The following is a 16,345-nucleotide window of genomic DNA, read 5'->3' as shown; positions in this document are numbered from 1 at the left end:
TTTTGCAAATCGGGTTTTTTAGGCGAAGTGAGTGATAACAATCATCGAATTGTGATCGCTTTATGATTAATTTATATAGGAATTGAATTTTGGACAGTATTCCCCTGAGTAGTTTATTTATTACCTTAGCTATTCTTTTAGTACTCTCTGCTTTTTTCTCGGGTTCGGAAACCGGCCTGATGTCTTTAAACCGTTATAAAATGCGTCATCTTGCTGAGCAAGGACACAAAGGTGCAAAATTAGCGGAAAAACTCTTAGCACGAACTGATGTTCTGCTCAGTCTTATCTTAATTTGTAATAACCTTGTAAACATTGCCGCTTCTGCGATCGCTACAATGATCGGTATGCAACTCTCCGGTGAAAAAGGGGTAGCTATTGCCACAGGTTTACTCACATTTGTGATGCTGGTTTTCTCTGAAATTCTGCCTAAAACCATTGCGGCTACTTACCCTGAAAAAGTGGGTTTTTTTGCAAGTTTCATCTTAACGCCTCTTAAAAAATTATTAAGTCCGATAGTCTTTTTTATGAATATGATTATTGCAGGCTTAATGAAATTACTACGTATTCAACAAAAAGATAAACAAGGATTAAGTGCTGAAGAGTTGCGTAGTGTAGTGCTAGATGCCGGAAAATTTATTCCGGTGGAACACCGTGAAATGTTGGTTTCTATTTTAGATATGGAAAAAGTTACAGTCGATGACATTATGGTGCCTCGCAACGATATTAGTGGCATTGATATTGATGATGACTGGAAAGCGATTATGCGTCAGCTCAACCACGCCCCACACGCCCGCGTGCTGATTTACAAAGGTGATATGGATAATAATATTCTTGGTATTTTGCGTGTACGTGAAGCATTTCGTTTAATGTTGGAAAAAAATGAATTTACTAAAGAGATGTTAGTGCGTGCGGTTGACGAAGTATATTTCATTCCTGAAGGCACGCCATTAACTACCCAATTAATGAACTTTAAAGCTAATAAAGAACGAATTGGTTTGGTGGTTGATGAATATGGCGATATTAAAGGCTTAGTAACCCTGGAAGATATTTTAGAGGAAATTGTTGGTGAATTTACCACTTCATCTGCCCCGACGCTTGAGCAAGAAGTTCAACAGCAGTCAGATGGGACAGTGATTATTGAGGGATCGGCAAATTTAAGGGATTTGAATAAACTATTTGCGTGGGATTTACCTATTGATGAAGCTCGAACATTTAATGGTTTGCTACTAGAACATTTAGAGAAAATTCCTGATGAAGGAATGGAATTTGAGTTATATAACTTAAAAGTTACTATTCTTGAAGTGGCGGAAAATATGGTTAAACAAGCTAAAGTAGAGCATTTAGCAATAAAACAACTTTCCGTAGAAGAATAATTTACTTAATTCTTAACTAATAACACATCATTGTATCAATGATGTGTTATTTTTTTGTTAAAAATTTAGTCAAAGAATTATGCTGAGCAAAGAAAGGTTTTTAATGATTTTATCTATAAAAATCTATTTTTTGGAATATTTGACTTATTTTGTTTTATTTTCCGATATTTAATTTTGAGTTTTTGGTGTTTTTAAATCCATTTTTATTTTATTTTTCTGCTTTACTTTTATTTAGGATTTCGGCATATTTCATTTCCAAAATGTGAATAATCACATTTCATACAATTTAAAGTTATTTTTTATATAAACTGTTATAAGTTTGAGGTATTTACCGTGTCTATTCAATCATCAGCTGCTCCACAAAGAGAAACCTTTGCCGGTCGTGGGGCATTTATTATGGCAGCTATTGGCTCTGCTGTCGGCTTAGGAAACATCTGGCGTTTCCCTTATACTACTTATGAAAACGGTGGCGGAGCATTTATTCTGCCATATATCATTGCATTATTAACTGCAGGTTTACCACTGCTATTCTTAGATTATGCTATTGGGCATAAATATCGTGGTGGTGCTCCACTTTCATTCCGCCGTTTCAGCCCGAAATTTGAAACTTTCGGCTGGTGGCAAGTATTAATTAATGTAATTATTGGTATTTACTACGCTGTTGTTTTAGGTTGGGCGGCAAGCTATACCTATTTCTCTCTTAACAGTGCTTGGGGTGATAAACCAGTTGATTTCTTTGTTGGCGAATTCTTAAAAATGGGCGACATCACGCAAGGTGTTAGCTTTGAATTTGTGGGGGCGGTAACCGGTCCATTAATTGCAGTGTGGCTAGTTGCAATTGCGGTGTTAGCTCTGGGGATCAAAAAAGGGATTTCTGCCTCTTCTAACATCTTAATGCCGTTATTGGTTGTGATGTTCTTAATCTTAGTTGGATATTCTTTAACTCTGCCGGGGGCAGCAAAAGGTTTAGATGCGTTATTTACGCCAAACTGGGAAAAATTAACTGATCCAAGTGTATGGATTGCCGCTTACGGTCAAATCTTCTTCTCGCTCTCAATCTGCTTTGGGATTATGATTACTTATGCTTCATACCTCAAGCCAAAAACAGATTTAACCGGATCAGGTTTAGTTGTAGGTTTTGCTAACAGTGGCTTTGAATTATTAGCGGGTATCGGCGTATTTGCAGCACTTGGCTTTATGGCAACTGCGGCAGGTCAAGAGGTTAATGAAGTAGCGAAAGGCGGCATCGGCTTAGCGTTCTTTGCCTTCCCAACTATTATTAACCAAGCCCCGATGGGAGCATTAGTAGGCGTATTATTCTTCGGATCATTAACCTTTGCAGCATTAACCTCATTTATTTCTGTTGTTGAAGTTATCGTATCAGCAGTGCAAGATAAATTGAATGCAGGACGTGTAAAAGCGACTTTACTGGTGGGTATTCCAATGATGGTTGTGTCAGTAATGTTGTTTGGTACAACCACAGGCTTACCAATGCTTGATGTAATGGATAAATTCGTGAACCAATTCGGCATTGTGGCAGTGGCGTTCGTATCATTAGTTGTGATTGTAACCAGTGAAAAACTCAGTACGTTAGAAAGACATATTAACGAAGTTTCTTCATTTAAAGTTGGCTTTATCTGGCGTTTATGTATCGTAGTTACCGCAGGTGTGCTTGCATTTATGTTATTCAGTGAGATTGCGAAAGTATATCGTGAAGGCTATGAAGGCTACCCAAGCTGGTTTGTAAATACCTTCGGTTGGGGGATGGCAATTGGCTTAGCGGTCGTGGCTTACCTACTTTCAAAACTCGCGTGGAAAAATGAACCAAAAGGAGAACTATAATGAGTACCGCAGCAATTATTACAATGGTGGTTGCAATGGCGATCATTTGGGGTGGCTTGATTTTCGCAATTAAAAGCCTACCGAAAGAAGAGCAATAGTTTGCAAAAATAATTAAAAAAATGACCGCTTACAAGCGGTCATTTTTTACTAAATAATTCCAAATTTTTCTTTCACAAAGGCTTGGAAATCGGTGCAGCCGCCAACGTGAACATTATCAACAAAAATTTGTGGCACGGTTGCAACAGGCTTACCGACACGTGGTTCTAAATCTTCTTTTGATAAACCTTCTGCGATCATATCAATAAATTTAAAATCAAAATCGCTTAATTCGGTTTTCATTTTTTCAGCTAATTGTTTCGCACGCACGCAGTACGGGCAAGATAAACGTCCATAAATTTCAACAAACATCTTTTTTCCTCTATAAGTTGTTAATAACAAGCGGTTATATTTTAACAATTTTTTGCAAACCAAGCATAGCTTTATTCACCTCACGGCTTGGGCTTTAATATGATATACTTCTATCAAATTTATTGACGAGAAAAGAATATGTCCGAATTAATGACCTTTGAGGAGCTTGATTTAAGCCCTCAACTTCTAAAAGCCTTAGTAAAAAAGGGCTATAGCCGCCCAACGGCAATTCAACAAGCCACTATTCCAGCCGCACTTGAAGGGCGTGATTTACTGGGTTCTGCTCCAACCGGCACGGGGAAAACCGCAGCCTTCTTGCTGCCGGCGATTCAACATTTATTAGACTACCCACGTCGTAAGCCGGGAGCTCCGCGTATTTTGGTACTTACACCTACTCGAGAGCTGGCAATGCAAGTGGCGGAGCAAGCAGAAGAGCTGGCACAATTTACCAACTTAAGTATTGCGACCATTACAGGCGGAGTGGCGTATCAAAATCACGGCGAAGTCTTTAACAGTAACCAAGATATTGTGGTAGCAACGCCGGGGCGTTTGATGCAATATATCAAAGAAGAAAACTTTGATTGCCGAGCGGTTGAAGTGTTGATTTTTGATGAAGCAGACCGAATGTTACAAATGGGCTTTGGGCAAGATGCAGAGAAAATTGCCGCTGAAACTCGTTGGCGTAAACATACTTGGTTATTCTCAGCCACTCTTGAAGGGGAATTGTTGGAGGATTTCTCTGAGCGATTATTAAACGACCCAATAAAAGTAGATGCAGAGCCAAGTCGCCGTGAGCGGAAAAAAATCCAGCAGTGGTACTATCACGCTGATAACGTGGAGCACAAAACTAAATTGTTGGCTCGCCTTATTGGAGAATTTTCGATTGAAAAAGCAATTGTGTTCGTTCGTCGCCGTGAAGATGTGCGAGAACTAAGCGACACACTTCGCAAGCGAGGTATTCGTTCAACTTACCTTGAGGGCGATATGGCACAAACCCAACGTAACCAAGCGATTGCTCGTTTAAAAGAAGGAGTTGTTAATGTACTGGTAGCAACAGATGTAGCAGCTCGAGGCATTGATATTGATGATGTGGATTTTGTAATCAACTACGACTTACCATACAGTGCCGATACTTACCTCCACCGCATAGGGCGAACCGCTCGTGCCGGCAAAAAAGGTTCGGCGGTTTCGCTAGTAGAAGCTCACGATTACAAGCTGCTCGGTAAAATCAAGCGTTATACGGAAGAAGCATTAAAGCCGCGTATTATCGAAGGCTTAGAACCTCGCACTAAAGCCCCGAAAGACGGAGAGCTGAATATTACGAGCAAAAAAGAAAAAGCCCGTATCAAAAAGAAAAAAGAGGTAAAAAAAGAAGCAGCGAAGCAAAAAGTGAAAGTTCGCCATAAAGATACTAAGAATATTGGTAAACGCCGCAAGCCAAGCAGTGAAGCCAATTTAGTGAAATAATCTGAATTTATACGGGGTTTTTAGTTAGTGATAACGTATAGCTAAATTTTTCAGATTGGATTTTCCTGTATCGGATTTTCAGACAATAAAAAAGCCTTGAACTATTGTAATTCAAGGCTTTTTAGGTATCTATAGAACGCTATAGGTTTATAATTTGGGCTGGGGTCATCTGAATTGAGTGTCATCAAGCCTTGATAAATAAGGATTTTGGTTAATTCAAATTTTATTTGTACTCCTAAATATACTCCTAAAATCCAAAGTGCCCCACTAAATAGATTATTTTGTAATCGGTGATATGTAGCTTATTTTACCTTTGCCATTCTTTTTTCAAAGTTTAGAAAAATAGTTTTGAAAAAAATATCACCATTATCACCAAAAATAGGCTTGAAGTATTGATATATAAGGCTTTGTAGAGTGGTGATGTTTTGGTGAAATTGGTGATGTTTGGGTAAAATAGGTGATATTTAGGGGGCGTTTTTAATGTAATAGGAATTTTAAAGCCGTCAATTTCTCAATCAACGGCTTTGTAATGTAGTAATATGTAGTAGGTTTAAATTGCCAACTGTTCAGGGGTGCAGTTGTAGATTTTAGCCAGTTTTTCTCTTGTGCGTTTCTGTGGTCGGTTGCCTTTGCGTTCAGCTTGTGAAATAGCAGATTGTGAAAGCCCTGTTTTTTCCGCCACTTCTTGCTGTGATAGATTGCGGTAAATTCGCCACGCTCCTAATGAATTGATGTTTTGTTCTAGTTTGATCTTCACTACTTCAAAAGGTAGTGTTACATCGTCAAATTCATCATTATCTACTTCAATCTCTACAAGATCTTGTTCGGTTTCGTCATCATAAGGGAAGTTATATTTACCCGCCCCAGTTAGCTCTTCAAATTCCGCCACCGGTACCAGCACAAATAAATCCTTGCCGTTGGTATCTTTAATTGTTTGATATGGTTTCATTTCGCATTCTCCGCTTATTTGAGGAGCTTTCGCCCCTATTCTTTAATGTGTGTAGGTTTGCTCGTCTCGTTTTGCTATCGTTTGAATTTCGATGATTTTTGGCTCTCCATACTGCACCTCGAAAATCACTCTATACCGTCCAACTCTTAGCCTAAACCTATTTATATAGCCCTTTAGTTTTTTAATATCGAGTTGAACATCAGGGAATAAAACAAGTGCTTCAATTGCATCCAAAATGGCTTGTATATATCGACTATCAATTTTTGAGAGTTGCTTATCCGCTTTCCCTGTGAATGTGATTTTATTCATTGTGTAGCATTCTCTTATTATTTAACAATAGATGTATTATAAAGACTTATATTTGTCTAATCAATTATATTATAAGTAAATTATAAATAAAAAGCCTAGCATATTTCAGCTAGGCTTATGATGTGGCGGTAGGGCTAACCGTCTCGCCATTCGTCCATAGTGCTTTGGTAGTCTTTATAAGAGATGTTTAACGTTTTATTTCCTGTTTTCATTACTTCAATAATCTGTGCTTGTTCTCCGCTTGCTTTTAGGGCTTCAGGGAATGCCCTTTTAAAGTGTTGGAGTGATAACGGCTTTTGTCCGATACAATCACAAAAGAATAGATAGGCTTTATAGAGTGCTTTACTTTCGTTTAGTGATGTTCTCGTTGAACCCCATCGCATAGAGATTGGCTTGCTATTGTCTATCTTGAAATGTGTAGCAAAACTGATTAAGTGATTACTCTCTCGTTGCATTTCTATCGCTTCGCCTTGCTTTTGGTGTGATAGCAATGCTTCTCTTGCCTGTTCGGGGTTTGGGAAAGTGTTTAGCAAGCGGTGAATAATACCGTAAATTTCCCCTTTGACCTTTTCAATGAAATCATCATCACGTACATCATCAGGAATTTTACGCCCAAAGTAGAAAGTAACCTTGCGTCTTAAGTGTCCGCTGTTTTGGTTGCCGTCTCTGCTATCCGTAAACGTGATAACGTTGTTTGTCGCGTACATAAAAATGATTTTAGGGTAGTAGTCTATGCCTTGCTTGTATAGCAATCTAACGCCGACTGCTTCGCCTCCTGTTGCTCGTTTCAATCCATCTGCATTTCCGCAGTAGTATGGCTGTTCAGGTGATAGCACAAGCGATTTACCGATAATCTTTGCTAACTCGGTTTGTTCATCAAATCCGCCGATATCAAGAATAGTGGTATTGCCTCGCCCATTAATCACTTTGGCGATTTCACCAAAGATTGATTTACCTGCACCGGCTACACCCACTACCTCAAAATAGAGCTGCCATTTATGGCGGTTAGTTAAGACTGCGTATAACGCCCCTAATAGGGCTTCTCGCTTGTTTTTGTTGCCATTAGAGGCAAAGTCTAACCATTGCTCAAAGTACGGTGTATCGGTGCTATTTGGGTTTATTTCGTAGTCCTCAACCTCTCGTAAATAATCCTCTTTTGTGATGGCGGTAAATTCGCCTGTATGTTTGTTTAGCTTACCATTCGTAAACCCGATTATATCGGGCGAACCGTCAGGCATTTGGGGGATTTTACGCTCTACCAGTTTAGCTAAGCTTGTAATTTTTCGGTCTGAAAAATCAATATCCACTTCTTCAAAAAATGCCATTATCTGCCGTTCAAGCATTTCATTATCGAGTGCTTGCCAGTAAATGCCGTTGTAAAGGTAGTTTATGCCTAACTTAGTGTCTCGGGCTAGTGGTTGTGGTTGCCATTTCAGAAAGGCGTGTAATAGCTCCTTTTGTGTTGGGTTATCGGATATGCTTATATCGCTTTCCGCTTTCACTCTTCCGCCATCTTTCCCCATTTCCGCACGCAATCGGGCAATGTATTCACTTACATTTTCTTCAAGCTGTAGAGCTTCATCATAGAAAGCTACAGTTTCAGCCGTTGAATGTTTGGCAAGGTTTTGACAGATAGCCGATTTCTCGGCTTCTGTGAGTGTTCCTGCTCGATAGATTGAGGTTGTTCCTACCTCTACCGCCAACTTCAAGCGGTCGATTTCTCGCAATTCTTTACTACCTAGAATGATAGGTTGATAGTCGCTTTCTGATTTCGTCCACTCTAGCACGGTTTGCTTTTTGGTTTTATCCCACGCATTGCTACCGGCTATGATGTAGGCTTCGTATGGCTTGCCTTTGGGTTGTTTGCTTACATTCGGGGCATTTTGGGGTTTACTCATACTCGCCCCCTTAAATCTCTTCTTCAAGTGCCATTACGCCATTTAAAATGAATCTTGAGATTCCTCTAACTGCAGTTTGAATAGTTACAGGATCGGCTTCTTCTAAATTAGCATTGGAAATAATTTCAGCCATAGCTTGTGCTTGCCATAATTCGGCTAAAGCAGTTTGGATTTCAGGATTACGCATAAGCCACCCCCTCAAAACGTGGAGAAGATGCATTGCGTAAGCGAGCCACTAAAAGCGGTTTAGAGGTAAATTGAACACGGCTTAAGGCTTCGGCTTTGTTGTTAGCGTGTACGGTGATTTTCAGGCGTTGTGAGCCTAGTAAAAGGAATTTGTAGATCATTGATGATAGCTCCGTGTAAATGAGATTAGGAACTACCGCAAGTTTCCACGCTTGGCGGTAGAGCATAACGGGGTGGAAAACTGCTATACACGGAAAGCAGCCAACGATTAAACGTTGCCCATTACGCCCTACCATTGAGAGAAGCACGCTTAATGCGTTTTCTTTGGGTGTGCGTAAGCTACGAACAAAAAAAGCACGGTTTAAAGGCGTGCTATTGTCCGCCGTGTATAAATTATTCGAGTTTCCACGCTCGGTTGTAGATTTTGCTACAACGTGAGCAGAATAAATCTCACTTAGGATTTTGTAAAGTGATCTCGTTCACATTTTTTAATTTTTTCATCAGAAAGCCAATCTACACATTTTCAGAATGTACGAATTGTTAATCTTCATTTTTGGCTTTTTTTGTGCGTGCGTGCGTGGTCTGCAAAAATTTTTTTGCAGACAATCACTCTACTTATATTCTACGCTCTACTTATATATTTACGATCTACGTATATATTTACGTTCTACTTATATGTCTTCCCATTACTTTTTTTGTGGTTATTTTGGGTAAATTAATCCCATTTTTTACGGGACATTTATCCCATTTTTTATGGGATTTCATACAAAAAAATTTGGTCAAACTCACAAATTGTCATCTACTTCATCAATGAAATTAGAGATGTTTTCGTCTTCTGTTTTTTGCCAAAGAGCTATATCAGGGTGAGAAAAGCGGAAGCGTGGACGATAAATCGTTAAAATTTCATATTCTCTATTTGGGTGGCAAGGGATAACGAGGCGAATTACTTTATTGCCTGTGGTGCTGTTCTTCAGGCTCATTTCTTCATCGTACAACTCATCTACATCATAGTTAAAATCCCTGTTACCGTAGTAAGCAATACTGCTATCCATTGCTGAACTAACATACGATAAATCGGCATTATCTGCGTGATAGTCGTTAATTCTTATCGTGAATATCAGCTTAGGTTGCTTGGGTGGTTGCTTCTCTAGCAATACAATAACCTCATAAATCAATCCTAACCGTTTTAGTTGCTGAAGCGTTTTCCAAAATAGAGAGCTGTTTTCTTCGCTGATTACTTCGTCTTGTGAAAATAAAAAATCTCGAATAAATGATTTATAGGCTTCCTCTTTATTCGTGTTAGAAGCAGAAAGTCTTATTAGAAAGTCAGTAGCATCAAAATGCTTTGTTTCTATATCCCATTTTTGAAATACGCCATTAAAACCGCCTAAATCGCTCATAGAGAGATTTTTATAAAAAGTTAGCAGTAGCATTAGGGTATTTAGTTTTTCGCTTTCTGTGGCGTTTTCAGCGTGATTTATGCGATATATAACAGAACTAACTTGATTGATACTATCGACAAATGCAACGGGCAAATTGATGTTTAATGTCGTGTAGTTAATTTTAAATAATGTCCCTTTTGCCTGTCTTAGTTTAGAAATGTAACCATTTAAAAGAAGCTCAGACTGAAGTTGTTTGCCTGTTTCCCAACGGCAATTTAGGTGTTCACTGATTGCTTTTGCTCCTGCGTAGGTAATGCTGAAGGGGTGTTCTTTCGGGGTTTTAGGAATGCCATTAGCAAAACGATTTAAGACAAGCATAGCGGATAGAAGTCTAAAATCGCCTTTACTTGCAACGGATTTCAATAGAGAGAAGTCAGCTTGGAAATACTGACTATTATTTTTGATTTTTTTCTTCATACCTTTTAGCCTTTGCTTTTTGGTGATGTGGAGAGTGTAGTCACTGGCTAGATGATTTGCTCAATATGGCTGTAGTAAAAGCCGTTTTTGCTTTCTCGTTGTGTAACTTTAATTTGATATTCGTTGCCTTGAAATTGAGATACATCAATACCGTTATAAATCTGCTCAGGTGATAGCGGTTTGTGATTTAGACTTTGGACGATCTCAGTTAAGTTGCTATTAGGTTTTAGTATCGGGGTACAAGTTCGGGTTAATTTAACGCCTTGATATACTCCCCCGATGATTTCAAAGATGAACGCCATTCTTTCACCATATCCGCTTTGAATGGTCTTAATTTCAGCTAGTTTGGCGGGGTATCTACCGCTTTTGACAATATGATTTTTATTGCCTTTTACAATCATAGAAACGCTCCTGTAAGTATTTGAAAATGGTTAATATTTTACCATAAGTTCATATTTATTCGGTGTGAGATTTATAGATGGTTAGAGATTGATTTTTAGATGAAAGAGAGTAATATCAATGTTGAAGTTAAGAAGATAGTTTTTCATAAGAAGTCACTCCATTACCCCTAGTTGTGTATGGCTAGGGGTTTTTGTTTGACTGAATTAGTAAAAGTTTGCCTGTTTTGGGGTAAGTTTTCTTACCTGTTTTGGATAAAATCGACAGAATAAAAGTCAACTTTTATCAGGGATCGTTTTTTAAGTTATTGCTTTCTAACCATTCCGCCATTAGTGAGCCTTTTCTAAATTTCGGCAAGCGTTCGCCTTTTGCTTTGCGTGCTCTGATTAACTGTTTCAGCTCGTTAAATACCCTGTAATCATTCATCATTTCGCTTGCCCTTGCTCGCATTGAGTGTGGTTTCATTGAGCCTGTATTCACTGATTGATAGGCTTTTAAAATATTTCCGCATTCGAGGTAAGCTATACAAAAGGCTTCTTGTTTTTCGGTTAGGGTTTCTGTTCGTATTCTTGGCATAGTGATTTCCTCTGTAATGTTTCCCTAGAATTTCGGGAACTCCCTACTTTTTAGGGAATGTTGCTACACTTCAAAACGGTTTAAAATCTGCTGTGCTTGTTCGTTTGTGATAGCAGTTTCATCTCGCATACTTGCTTTGTGGTTAAGATAATCAATTACCTTTTGGGCTGTATGGCGGTCGGGTAGTTGGTAACGTGTGTAATATTTGCCGTTATCCGATATTGTGTTGTTATGCCATAGTTTCAGCCCTGTCTCTTGCTCAAATTGGCTGATATAGGTTCTGGGGCTAACAATGAAATGCTTAAACGTGCATTCGAGTTCAGACGTGCCATTCTCATTTAAGGCAACTTCTAACATCACTTTTTCTTTGTTGGTTTGTGTATGGTGTTTCATCATTTTGTCTACCTTGACTTGTTGTTTAGTCCGCTTGTTTAACCGGTTTGTAAGGTGTTGGCTCAAATTCTCCCTTATCCACGTTAGCAACGTGTAGAGCCGTTTCTTCAAGCTGTTTGATTAAATACTTAGCCCCATTTCTAAACGCTTTAAATTGCGTGTTTTGGTCGCTTGTTAGCGTTATGCCGGTTGCTTTCAGTTCCGCCATCAGCACTAACCCCATTTTCAAGCGGCCAGCCAGTTCTTCACACTCTGCCGCTAGTACTTTTTTGAAGTGGTAGCAGTCTGGGAAATCTTGCTTACAACGCTCAATGGCGATTTTGTTCAACGCAAATAAGCGGTTAGTTTGTGGATAGGTTTTATAATTGGGTTTGAGTGTTTTCATTATGTTTATCCTGTTATTTGTGGCTCGGGTTCATCTGTAAAAATAATATTGATTTTTGATGGTAGCTCTCGCAAATCGGCTTTTACCTCGTGAAGCTGTTTATCAAACCCTAGAATTTTTGCTTTACCCATTGTCGCTTGTGCCATTGCAGCCGGGTTCTCTTTGGCTTTAGCCAGTGTTCTAGCTTCTTCAAGCTCTCTTAAAAGGTCATCAACGGTTAATTTATGGCGTTCTGCGTGTTCGGCTTTCAATTCCTCAATCCTTGCCGTAATCTTGCCGTTGTCTAACAATTCTTTTGCTTTGCGGTTGATAGTTTCGGATTTCATTCCCTCCGCTTCGTATGCTTGGCGGTATGCCTCGCTTGCGTTACCTGTTTCAATATAGGTAAGGCAAAAAGATTCTTGTTTTGGTGTAAGTCCTGTCATTCTTTCCTCTCCGCCACTTTTCGCAGTTGGGCGAGTTGTTTTCTTAAAATGCTTAACGTGATTAAATCGTTTTCTACTGGCATTGCCTTATATCGCACCTCTAGTGCCTCTATTCGCTTGCCTAGCATTATTAAAAGCTCGTGCAATGGGTAAGGCTCATTATCTGAATACAGGCTTAAAAACGTGAATATGGGCGTTTTCTTGCCTTTATTGGTTTCTAGGTAGTGCCGGATAGCTAACCGCATTAAAACGGGATTTTGCTTGGCGGTGGTGCACTTCATTTGCTATTCCTTTTTAATTTGTTTGTAGTAGGCGGTGAGCAAGTGCGGTTAGCTGTTTTTTGCGTGTGGAATAATCTATATCCAGCTCAAGTAATGCCGCATTTGTTTTTTCTAGCTCTGTGAGTAAAGTCAGTTGTTCATCATTGAAATAATCCCTTACTTTGCCTTTAATGCCTTTCTCCGCTTTCCACGCTTTGAAATTTCCGCCAATGGCGAGGCTGTTCAGTAAATTCTGCTCATTGATGAAATGGTGTGCCTGTGGTTGCTTTCCTTGCCGGATTAGGTGCTTTTGTAGTGCCTCCGTCATTTCGTGGTTATGGTCAATGCTTGCCAGTCGTTTGGCAGTCGCCTGTAGGGTGTTGCGGTGTACTTTCGGGGCATACTGTTTCAAGGCTTTTTCTGCATTGATGAAATGTTGGCGGATTGCTTGCCCGATTTCGTTTCGCTCCATCAAGCAAATATGCTTGGCCGTGTCGATTGAGAGAAAATAATCAAATACTGCTTTTTTATTTCCCCCTTTTTGGTTCGCCAATTTTGGCGAGCCAATGGTGGTATTTTGAACAATAATGAAATCCTGCTCTTCAATGAAATTTGCCCCGTGTAAACGAGATTTGATCCAGTTTGAGAAATCTCTCCCCACCTTTAATGCTTGGTGTAGGTTACGGGCATTTACGCCTTGAAAATGGTCGTTTGCTACGATTTCTAAAATCTGATTAAGTGATTGATTCATCATTTCCCCCTTATACTCGGCTATCCGCCAACGATTGAATAAAAGCGTTGATTTCGCTCTCTAGGTAGCCTACTGAATTTACCCCTAGCTGAATCTTCTTCGGGAAATTAGGGCGGTAGCGTTTCGATTTCGGGTTCTGCCAGTCTGAAAAGGTGGTTTTGCCTACACCTAACTTTTGGCGGGCGATAAATGGGCGGATAATGCGAACATCATCGGCAAGGTGTGTGATAGTGCTTTCGGTCATTTATATTCCCCTATGCTGTTAAATTGAAATGCTTAAACCTTGAAAGGGTTTAGGCGGTTGCGGTAGGGATTTTAAGAAATGAAAAGTTGTTCAGGGGAAGAGTGAACTATTGAACAGTGTTCATTGAACAAATGAACTGTTGTTGAACGGTTTAAATAAAAAAATCCGCCATAATTAGCGGATTTTGATTAGGGTTGCCCTAAATATTTCTTGATTGTATTTTTAGATGGGATTGCCTCGTGTGGATATTTATGACTTAGCATTGTATGAAGTTCACTATAGGTTGGTATTTTACCGTCTTTCATAAACTCACTTTTTTGAATAATTAGCTCGATAAAATGAGCCAATTTATCTTGATCTGTTTTTGGTGGTATGTTCCCATCAAATGTTAATGGCATACCTGTTTGTTCTATCTGTAGGCTTTTATTAATATAGGCTTCTAGTTCTTCTTTTTGAAAATAGAAGATATTTGAAAAATCCTCTTCATCATAAATTTCTTTTAAATCATTATTATTAGCTAGCTCATCAGGTGAGATGTAGTAAGGTTGTAAGCCAATAGGGTAAAATATGATTTCCTTTAGTTTGAAATAAAAATGATCGAATGGACTGTTTACCACATAATAATTATTTAAACTTTTTTGTAGCATTTTATAGAATAGTTTTGAATTTAAAAAGTTTTTACTCGAGATACTTTCTAACATTCGGCTTTCAACCATACCATTAATAATATCAAATTGCTTTCCTAATCCATCAAATACTGGAAAATGAACTGATGCATAAGGATAACGCAGCTCTCTAAACTGAAGCTCGCCATAAGGATTATACGAAACTTCAACTTCACTCTTTGTTTCTCTATCTTTAAGCAGAAGTATATCTTCATATCCGTTGGAACCCTGTAAAACTTCTATATTGCTATCTGTTAAAGCTTTTACAATACGTTCAGTAACATCTAATGATTGTGTTTCTTGGGTTAACTCAAAAACTCCTTTTAACCCATTGATTTTATAAAGAGGATTGCTGTCATTGAATCTAGGAAGTGAATAGATATTATTGAATACTCTAAATTCTCCTTTTGAAGCTAGAAAAATTAAATCACATTCTTCTAAATTTAATCCTTTAGATTTAACAAAATCACTAGCTTCAGAAAGTGATAAAAATTCTTGAGTAAGCATACATAAACGCCCCTTTAACGCTGCCCTTTACTGTGAGAGCGTGGAAAGAGAAATAAAGGGCTTTCTCCTTTCGTTTTGGTAGCTACTCCGCCACTATCCACGCTAATTTGAATAAATCCGTATAGTTACGGATTGAACTTGATGGGCTGTATTTTGCCAATTATTCAGATAAATTACAAATGATAAACTGTACTTTATTACAGTGATTTAAAATAGGCTAACGGTAGGTTTTTGAACGTTATAAAAAAGAGCATTCAAGCGGTCATTTTTCATTAAGATTTTGCGAAATGAATTGCGAAACAAGATGGCTTGTTTTTCTATTTTGCCTTTTTGGGGGTTACAAAATATTGGCGGTTTTGATCAATACTAAGGATAAAAAAGCCGTTAATTTTCATCAATGGCTATTTAGGGGCTAAGTTAATATATCAAGGCAGGCATTTTGGCGGATAGCGTTTTTTTAGAAAGCGTTTATATCTAGGTACTACCGATTTAGACGATAGAACACCTTTTAATATATCTTGATAGATTTCATCATTAATTAAGGCTTTCTGAATGAAATAACCTTTTGCTATATTGGCTTTTATATCGCTTAAAGTATCAATTCTTAAATGGCGGTAGAAAATAAAGCTGTCTCTAGTGATAAATTCGTGTATGCCGGCTTTTAAAATGCAAGTTTCATCTAGTGCTTTACCGTCTTTAATACTTGAGCAACTAACACTTAAAATCATATCTTCCTTACCGGTTTCCCCATCAAAACAAGGATCAGTAAGTAAAATATATAAATGCTTGTAGTTGTTTTCTTCTTTGCCGTAGTTAGTTGGTCTAAGAATGGTAACTTGTCTTTTTATTTCAGGCATTGTCTAAACCTGTAAAAAGTTTATCCATCACCTCTTTTTCTTCAAGCTGTTCTAATATATCGGCAATTTCGCTTTCTGTTTTGCCTAAATTAGTAAGTAACGTTTTTAAATAAATGGGCTTGCTTCTTCCTTGTGGATTTTCCCACTCTGGAATGTATTTAGGGTTGTGAGTATATTCAACTAGGGCAAAAGGCTTGTAATTGCCAAAGGCAGAAAATATCTCATCTAAAATTTCGGTATCGCTTTCTGAAAGGCAATCAAAGAAATATTCGTCAGCCGTATTTATTTCTTTTCTAAGGCTGATTTTATGATCTTCCTTGTCAGCTATCCAATCACCCCAAATACTGCCTTTTTGGTAAAGGCTCGGTTCTTCCCCTCGCATTAGGTTGAGAGTATTGCTTAGCACTGGACCATAAGGCAAAGAGTAGTATTCATCGTTAGAAATAGAGTAGCTATATCTTTGCCAAGAGAGGCGGTCAGCAAGATATAGCAGTTTCATTGCCTTAATATGCTCCATTGTACCGCCAGCCTTATTTAATAAATAAGCCGTTGCTTGTGCTACTTTTAACTCATCAAACATAATTACCCCTTG

The 16,345-nt window shown here is 38.5% G+C and carries 22 protein-coding genes; 4 read left to right on the top strand and 18 right to left on the bottom strand.

Features of this window, described 5'->3' with window-relative positions; all coding sequences use genetic code 11:
* Positions 1 to 89 precede the first annotated feature (89 nt).
* From ICJ55_RS00765 to ICJ55_RS10690, 3 genes are all read left to right on the top strand, one after another.
* Positions 90 to 1,373: an HlyC/CorC family transporter gene (locus ICJ55_RS00765; RefSeq protein WP_188156905.1), complete on the top strand. Its 1,284-nt coding sequence runs from the start codon at positions 90 to 92 to the stop codon at positions 1,371 to 1,373.
* Between the two features lie 396 nt (positions 1,374 to 1,769).
* Positions 1,770 to 3,215: a sodium-dependent transporter gene (locus ICJ55_RS00760; protein ID WP_425168889.1), complete on the top strand. Its 1,446-nt coding sequence runs from the start codon at positions 1,770 to 1,772 to the stop codon at positions 3,213 to 3,215.
* Complete coding sequence (locus ICJ55_RS10690; RefSeq protein ID WP_025235238.1) at positions 3,215 to 3,313, top strand: methionine/alanine import family NSS transporter small subunit; 99 nt, start codon at positions 3,215 to 3,217, stop codon at positions 3,311 to 3,313. Before ICJ55_RS00760 ends, ICJ55_RS10690 begins: the two co-directional genes overlap by 1 nt.
* A gap of 49 nt (positions 3,314 to 3,362) precedes the next feature.
* Here ICJ55_RS10690 and ICJ55_RS00750 read toward each other — a convergent pair whose 3' ends face one another.
* Positions 3,363 to 3,623, bottom strand: coding sequence for a GrxA family glutaredoxin (locus ICJ55_RS00750; RefSeq protein ID WP_188156903.1), 261 nt, complete (start codon positions 3,621 to 3,623; stop codon positions 3,363 to 3,365).
* Between the two features lie 138 nt (positions 3,624 to 3,761).
* Between ICJ55_RS00750 and srmB the strand changes: the two genes are divergently transcribed.
* Complete coding sequence (gene srmB / locus ICJ55_RS00745) at positions 3,762 to 5,090, top strand: ATP-dependent RNA helicase SrmB (RefSeq protein ID WP_188156902.1); 1,329 nt, start codon at positions 3,762 to 3,764, stop codon at positions 5,088 to 5,090.
* A 550-nt stretch (positions 5,091 to 5,640) separates the two neighbouring features.
* Here srmB and ICJ55_RS00740 read toward each other — a convergent pair.
* From ICJ55_RS00740 to ICJ55_RS00660, 17 genes are all read right to left on the bottom strand, one after another.
* Positions 5,641 to 6,039 carry a helix-turn-helix domain-containing protein gene (locus tag ICJ55_RS00740; RefSeq protein ID WP_188156901.1) on the bottom strand — a complete coding sequence of 133 codons (399 nt, stop codon included), beginning with the start codon at positions 6,037 to 6,039 and terminating at the stop codon, positions 5,641 to 5,643.
* A gap of 42 nt (positions 6,040 to 6,081) precedes the next feature.
* Entirely contained in the window at positions 6,082 to 6,348 is a 267-nt protein-coding gene (locus tag ICJ55_RS00735) for a type II toxin-antitoxin system RelE family toxin (RefSeq protein ID WP_188156900.1), read from the bottom strand.
* Between the two features lie 134 nt (positions 6,349 to 6,482).
* Positions 6,483 to 8,246, bottom strand: a complete 1,764-nt coding sequence (locus ICJ55_RS00730; RefSeq protein ID WP_188156899.1) for a DNA primase family protein — start codon at positions 8,244 to 8,246, stop codon at positions 6,483 to 6,485.
* Positions 8,247 to 8,256: 10 nt separating this feature from the next.
* Positions 8,257 to 8,433, bottom strand: a complete 177-nt coding sequence (locus tag ICJ55_RS00725; protein WP_188156898.1) for a hypothetical protein — start codon at positions 8,431 to 8,433, stop codon at positions 8,257 to 8,259.
* Complete coding sequence (locus ICJ55_RS00720) at positions 8,426 to 8,881, bottom strand: ash family protein (RefSeq protein ID WP_244141792.1); 456 nt, start codon at positions 8,879 to 8,881, stop codon at positions 8,426 to 8,428. The genes ICJ55_RS00725 and ICJ55_RS00720 overlap by 8 nt, the downstream gene beginning before the upstream one ends.
* 336 nt (positions 8,882 to 9,217) lie before the next feature.
* Positions 9,218 to 10,291: a hypothetical protein gene (locus ICJ55_RS00715; RefSeq protein ID WP_188156897.1), complete on the bottom strand. Its 1,074-nt coding sequence runs from the start codon at positions 10,289 to 10,291 to the stop codon at positions 9,218 to 9,220.
* A gap of 47 nt (positions 10,292 to 10,338) precedes the next feature.
* The gene (locus ICJ55_RS00710) at positions 10,339 to 10,692 is read right to left on the bottom strand and encodes a hypothetical protein (protein WP_176812186.1); all 354 of its coding nucleotides are present in this window, start codon (positions 10,690 to 10,692) and stop codon (positions 10,339 to 10,341) included.
* 283 nt (positions 10,693 to 10,975) lie between these two features.
* Positions 10,976 to 11,266, bottom strand: coding sequence for a terminase small subunit (locus ICJ55_RS00705; RefSeq protein WP_188156896.1), 291 nt, complete (start codon positions 11,264 to 11,266; stop codon positions 10,976 to 10,978).
* A 63-nt stretch (positions 11,267 to 11,329) separates the two neighbouring features.
* Positions 11,330 to 11,662 (bottom strand): hypothetical protein, encoded by a 333-nt coding sequence (locus ICJ55_RS00700; protein WP_188156895.1) that lies wholly within the window; start codon positions 11,660 to 11,662, stop codon positions 11,330 to 11,332.
* 22 nt (positions 11,663 to 11,684) lie between these two features.
* Positions 11,685 to 12,044: a hypothetical protein gene (locus ICJ55_RS00695; RefSeq protein ID WP_244141779.1), complete on the bottom strand. Its 360-nt coding sequence runs from the start codon at positions 12,042 to 12,044 to the stop codon at positions 11,685 to 11,687.
* Positions 12,045 to 12,049: 5 nt separating this feature from the next.
* Positions 12,050 to 12,469 carry a terminase small subunit gene (locus ICJ55_RS00690; protein ID WP_188156894.1) on the bottom strand — a complete coding sequence of 140 codons (420 nt, stop codon included), beginning with the start codon at positions 12,467 to 12,469 and terminating at the stop codon, positions 12,050 to 12,052.
* The gene (locus ICJ55_RS00685) at positions 12,466 to 12,750 is read right to left on the bottom strand and encodes a hypothetical protein (RefSeq protein ID WP_244141778.1); all 285 of its coding nucleotides are present in this window, start codon (positions 12,748 to 12,750) and stop codon (positions 12,466 to 12,468) included. Before ICJ55_RS00685 ends, ICJ55_RS00690 begins: the two co-directional genes overlap by 4 nt.
* 13 nt (positions 12,751 to 12,763) lie before the next feature.
* Positions 12,764 to 13,483, bottom strand: coding sequence for an antA/AntB antirepressor family protein (locus tag ICJ55_RS00680; RefSeq protein ID WP_188156893.1), 720 nt, complete (start codon positions 13,481 to 13,483; stop codon positions 12,764 to 12,766).
* 7 nt (positions 13,484 to 13,490) lie between these two features.
* A complete protein-coding gene (locus ICJ55_RS00675; protein WP_188156892.1) occupies positions 13,491 to 13,724 on the bottom strand; it encodes a helix-turn-helix transcriptional regulator in 234 nt (77 codons plus the stop codon).
* Between the two features lie 188 nt (positions 13,725 to 13,912).
* On the bottom strand, positions 13,913 to 14,896 hold the full coding sequence (locus ICJ55_RS00670) for a hypothetical protein (protein ID WP_188156891.1): 984 nt from the start codon (positions 14,894 to 14,896) through the stop codon (positions 13,913 to 13,915).
* A gap of 425 nt (positions 14,897 to 15,321) precedes the next feature.
* The gene (locus tag ICJ55_RS00665; RefSeq protein WP_244141777.1) at positions 15,322 to 15,753 is read right to left on the bottom strand and encodes a terminase; all 432 of its coding nucleotides are present in this window, start codon (positions 15,751 to 15,753) and stop codon (positions 15,322 to 15,324) included.
* Positions 15,746 to 16,333, bottom strand: a complete 588-nt coding sequence (locus ICJ55_RS00660; protein ID WP_188156890.1) for a Panacea domain-containing protein — start codon at positions 16,331 to 16,333, stop codon at positions 15,746 to 15,748. Before ICJ55_RS00660 ends, ICJ55_RS00665 begins: the two co-directional genes overlap by 8 nt.
* Positions 16,334 to 16,345: the final 12 nt, after the last annotated feature.

This window comes from Mannheimia bovis (assembly GCF_014541205.1).
In the GTDB taxonomy this organism is placed as follows: domain Bacteria; phylum Pseudomonadota; class Gammaproteobacteria; order Enterobacterales; family Pasteurellaceae; genus Mannheimia; species Mannheimia bovis.
This window is presented reverse-complemented; position numbering and strand designations above follow the sequence as displayed.

Coding starts and splice junctions, on each gene's coding strand:
- ICJ55_RS00760 (WP_425168889.1), top strand. CDS start 1,770: ATGGCAGCTATTGGCTCTGCTGTCGGCTTAGGAAACATCTGGCGTTTC.
- ICJ55_RS10690 (WP_025235238.1), top strand. CDS start 3,215: ATGAGTACCGCAGCAATTATTACAATGGTGGTTGCAATGGCGATCATT.
- ICJ55_RS00750 (WP_188156903.1), bottom strand. CDS start 3,623: ATGTTTGTTGAAATTTATGGACGTTTATCTTGCCCGTACTGCGTGCGT.
- srmB (WP_188156902.1), top strand. CDS start 3,762: ATGTCCGAATTAATGACCTTTGAGGAGCTTGATTTAAGCCCTCAACTT.
- ICJ55_RS00740 (WP_188156901.1), bottom strand. CDS start 6,039: ATGAAACCATATCAAACAATTAAAGATACCAACGGCAAGGATTTATTT.
- ICJ55_RS00735 (WP_188156900.1), bottom strand. CDS start 6,348: ATGAATAAAATCACATTCACAGGGAAAGCGGATAAGCAACTCTCAAAA.
- ICJ55_RS00730 (WP_188156899.1), bottom strand. CDS start 8,246: ATGAGTAAACCCCAAAATGCCCCGAATGTAAGCAAACAACCCAAAGGC.
- ICJ55_RS00725 (WP_188156898.1), bottom strand. CDS start 8,433: ATGCGTAATCCTGAAATCCAAACTGCTTTAGCCGAATTATGGCAAGCA.
- ICJ55_RS00715 (WP_188156897.1), bottom strand. CDS start 10,291: ATGAAGAAAAAAATCAAAAATAATAGTCAGTATTTCCAAGCTGACTTC.
- ICJ55_RS00710 (WP_176812186.1), bottom strand. CDS start 10,692: ATGATTGTAAAAGGCAATAAAAATCATATTGTCAAAAGCGGTAGATAC.
- ICJ55_RS00705 (WP_188156896.1), bottom strand. CDS start 11,266: ATGCCAAGAATACGAACAGAAACCCTAACCGAAAAACAAGAAGCCTTT.
- ICJ55_RS00700 (WP_188156895.1), bottom strand. CDS start 11,662: ATGATGAAACACCATACACAAACCAACAAAGAAAAAGTGATGTTAGAA.
- ICJ55_RS00695 (WP_244141779.1), bottom strand. CDS start 12,044: ATGAAAACACTCAAACCCAATTATAAAACCTATCCACAAACTAACCGC.
- ICJ55_RS00690 (WP_188156894.1), bottom strand. CDS start 12,469: ATGACAGGACTTACACCAAAACAAGAATCTTTTTGCCTTACCTATATT.
- ICJ55_RS00685 (WP_244141778.1), bottom strand. CDS start 12,750: ATGAAGTGCACCACCGCCAAGCAAAATCCCGTTTTAATGCGGTTAGCT.
- ICJ55_RS00680 (WP_188156893.1), bottom strand. CDS start 13,483: ATGATGAATCAATCACTTAATCAGATTTTAGAAATCGTAGCAAACGAC.
- ICJ55_RS00675 (WP_188156892.1), bottom strand. CDS start 13,724: ATGACCGAAAGCACTATCACACACCTTGCCGATGATGTTCGCATTATC.
- ICJ55_RS00670 (WP_188156891.1), bottom strand. CDS start 14,896: ATGCTTACTCAAGAATTTTTATCACTTTCTGAAGCTAGTGATTTTGTT.
- ICJ55_RS00665 (WP_244141777.1), bottom strand. CDS start 15,753: ATGCCTGAAATAAAAAGACAAGTTACCATTCTTAGACCAACTAACTAC.
- ICJ55_RS00660 (WP_188156890.1), bottom strand. CDS start 16,333: ATGTTTGATGAGTTAAAAGTAGCACAAGCAACGGCTTATTTATTAAAT.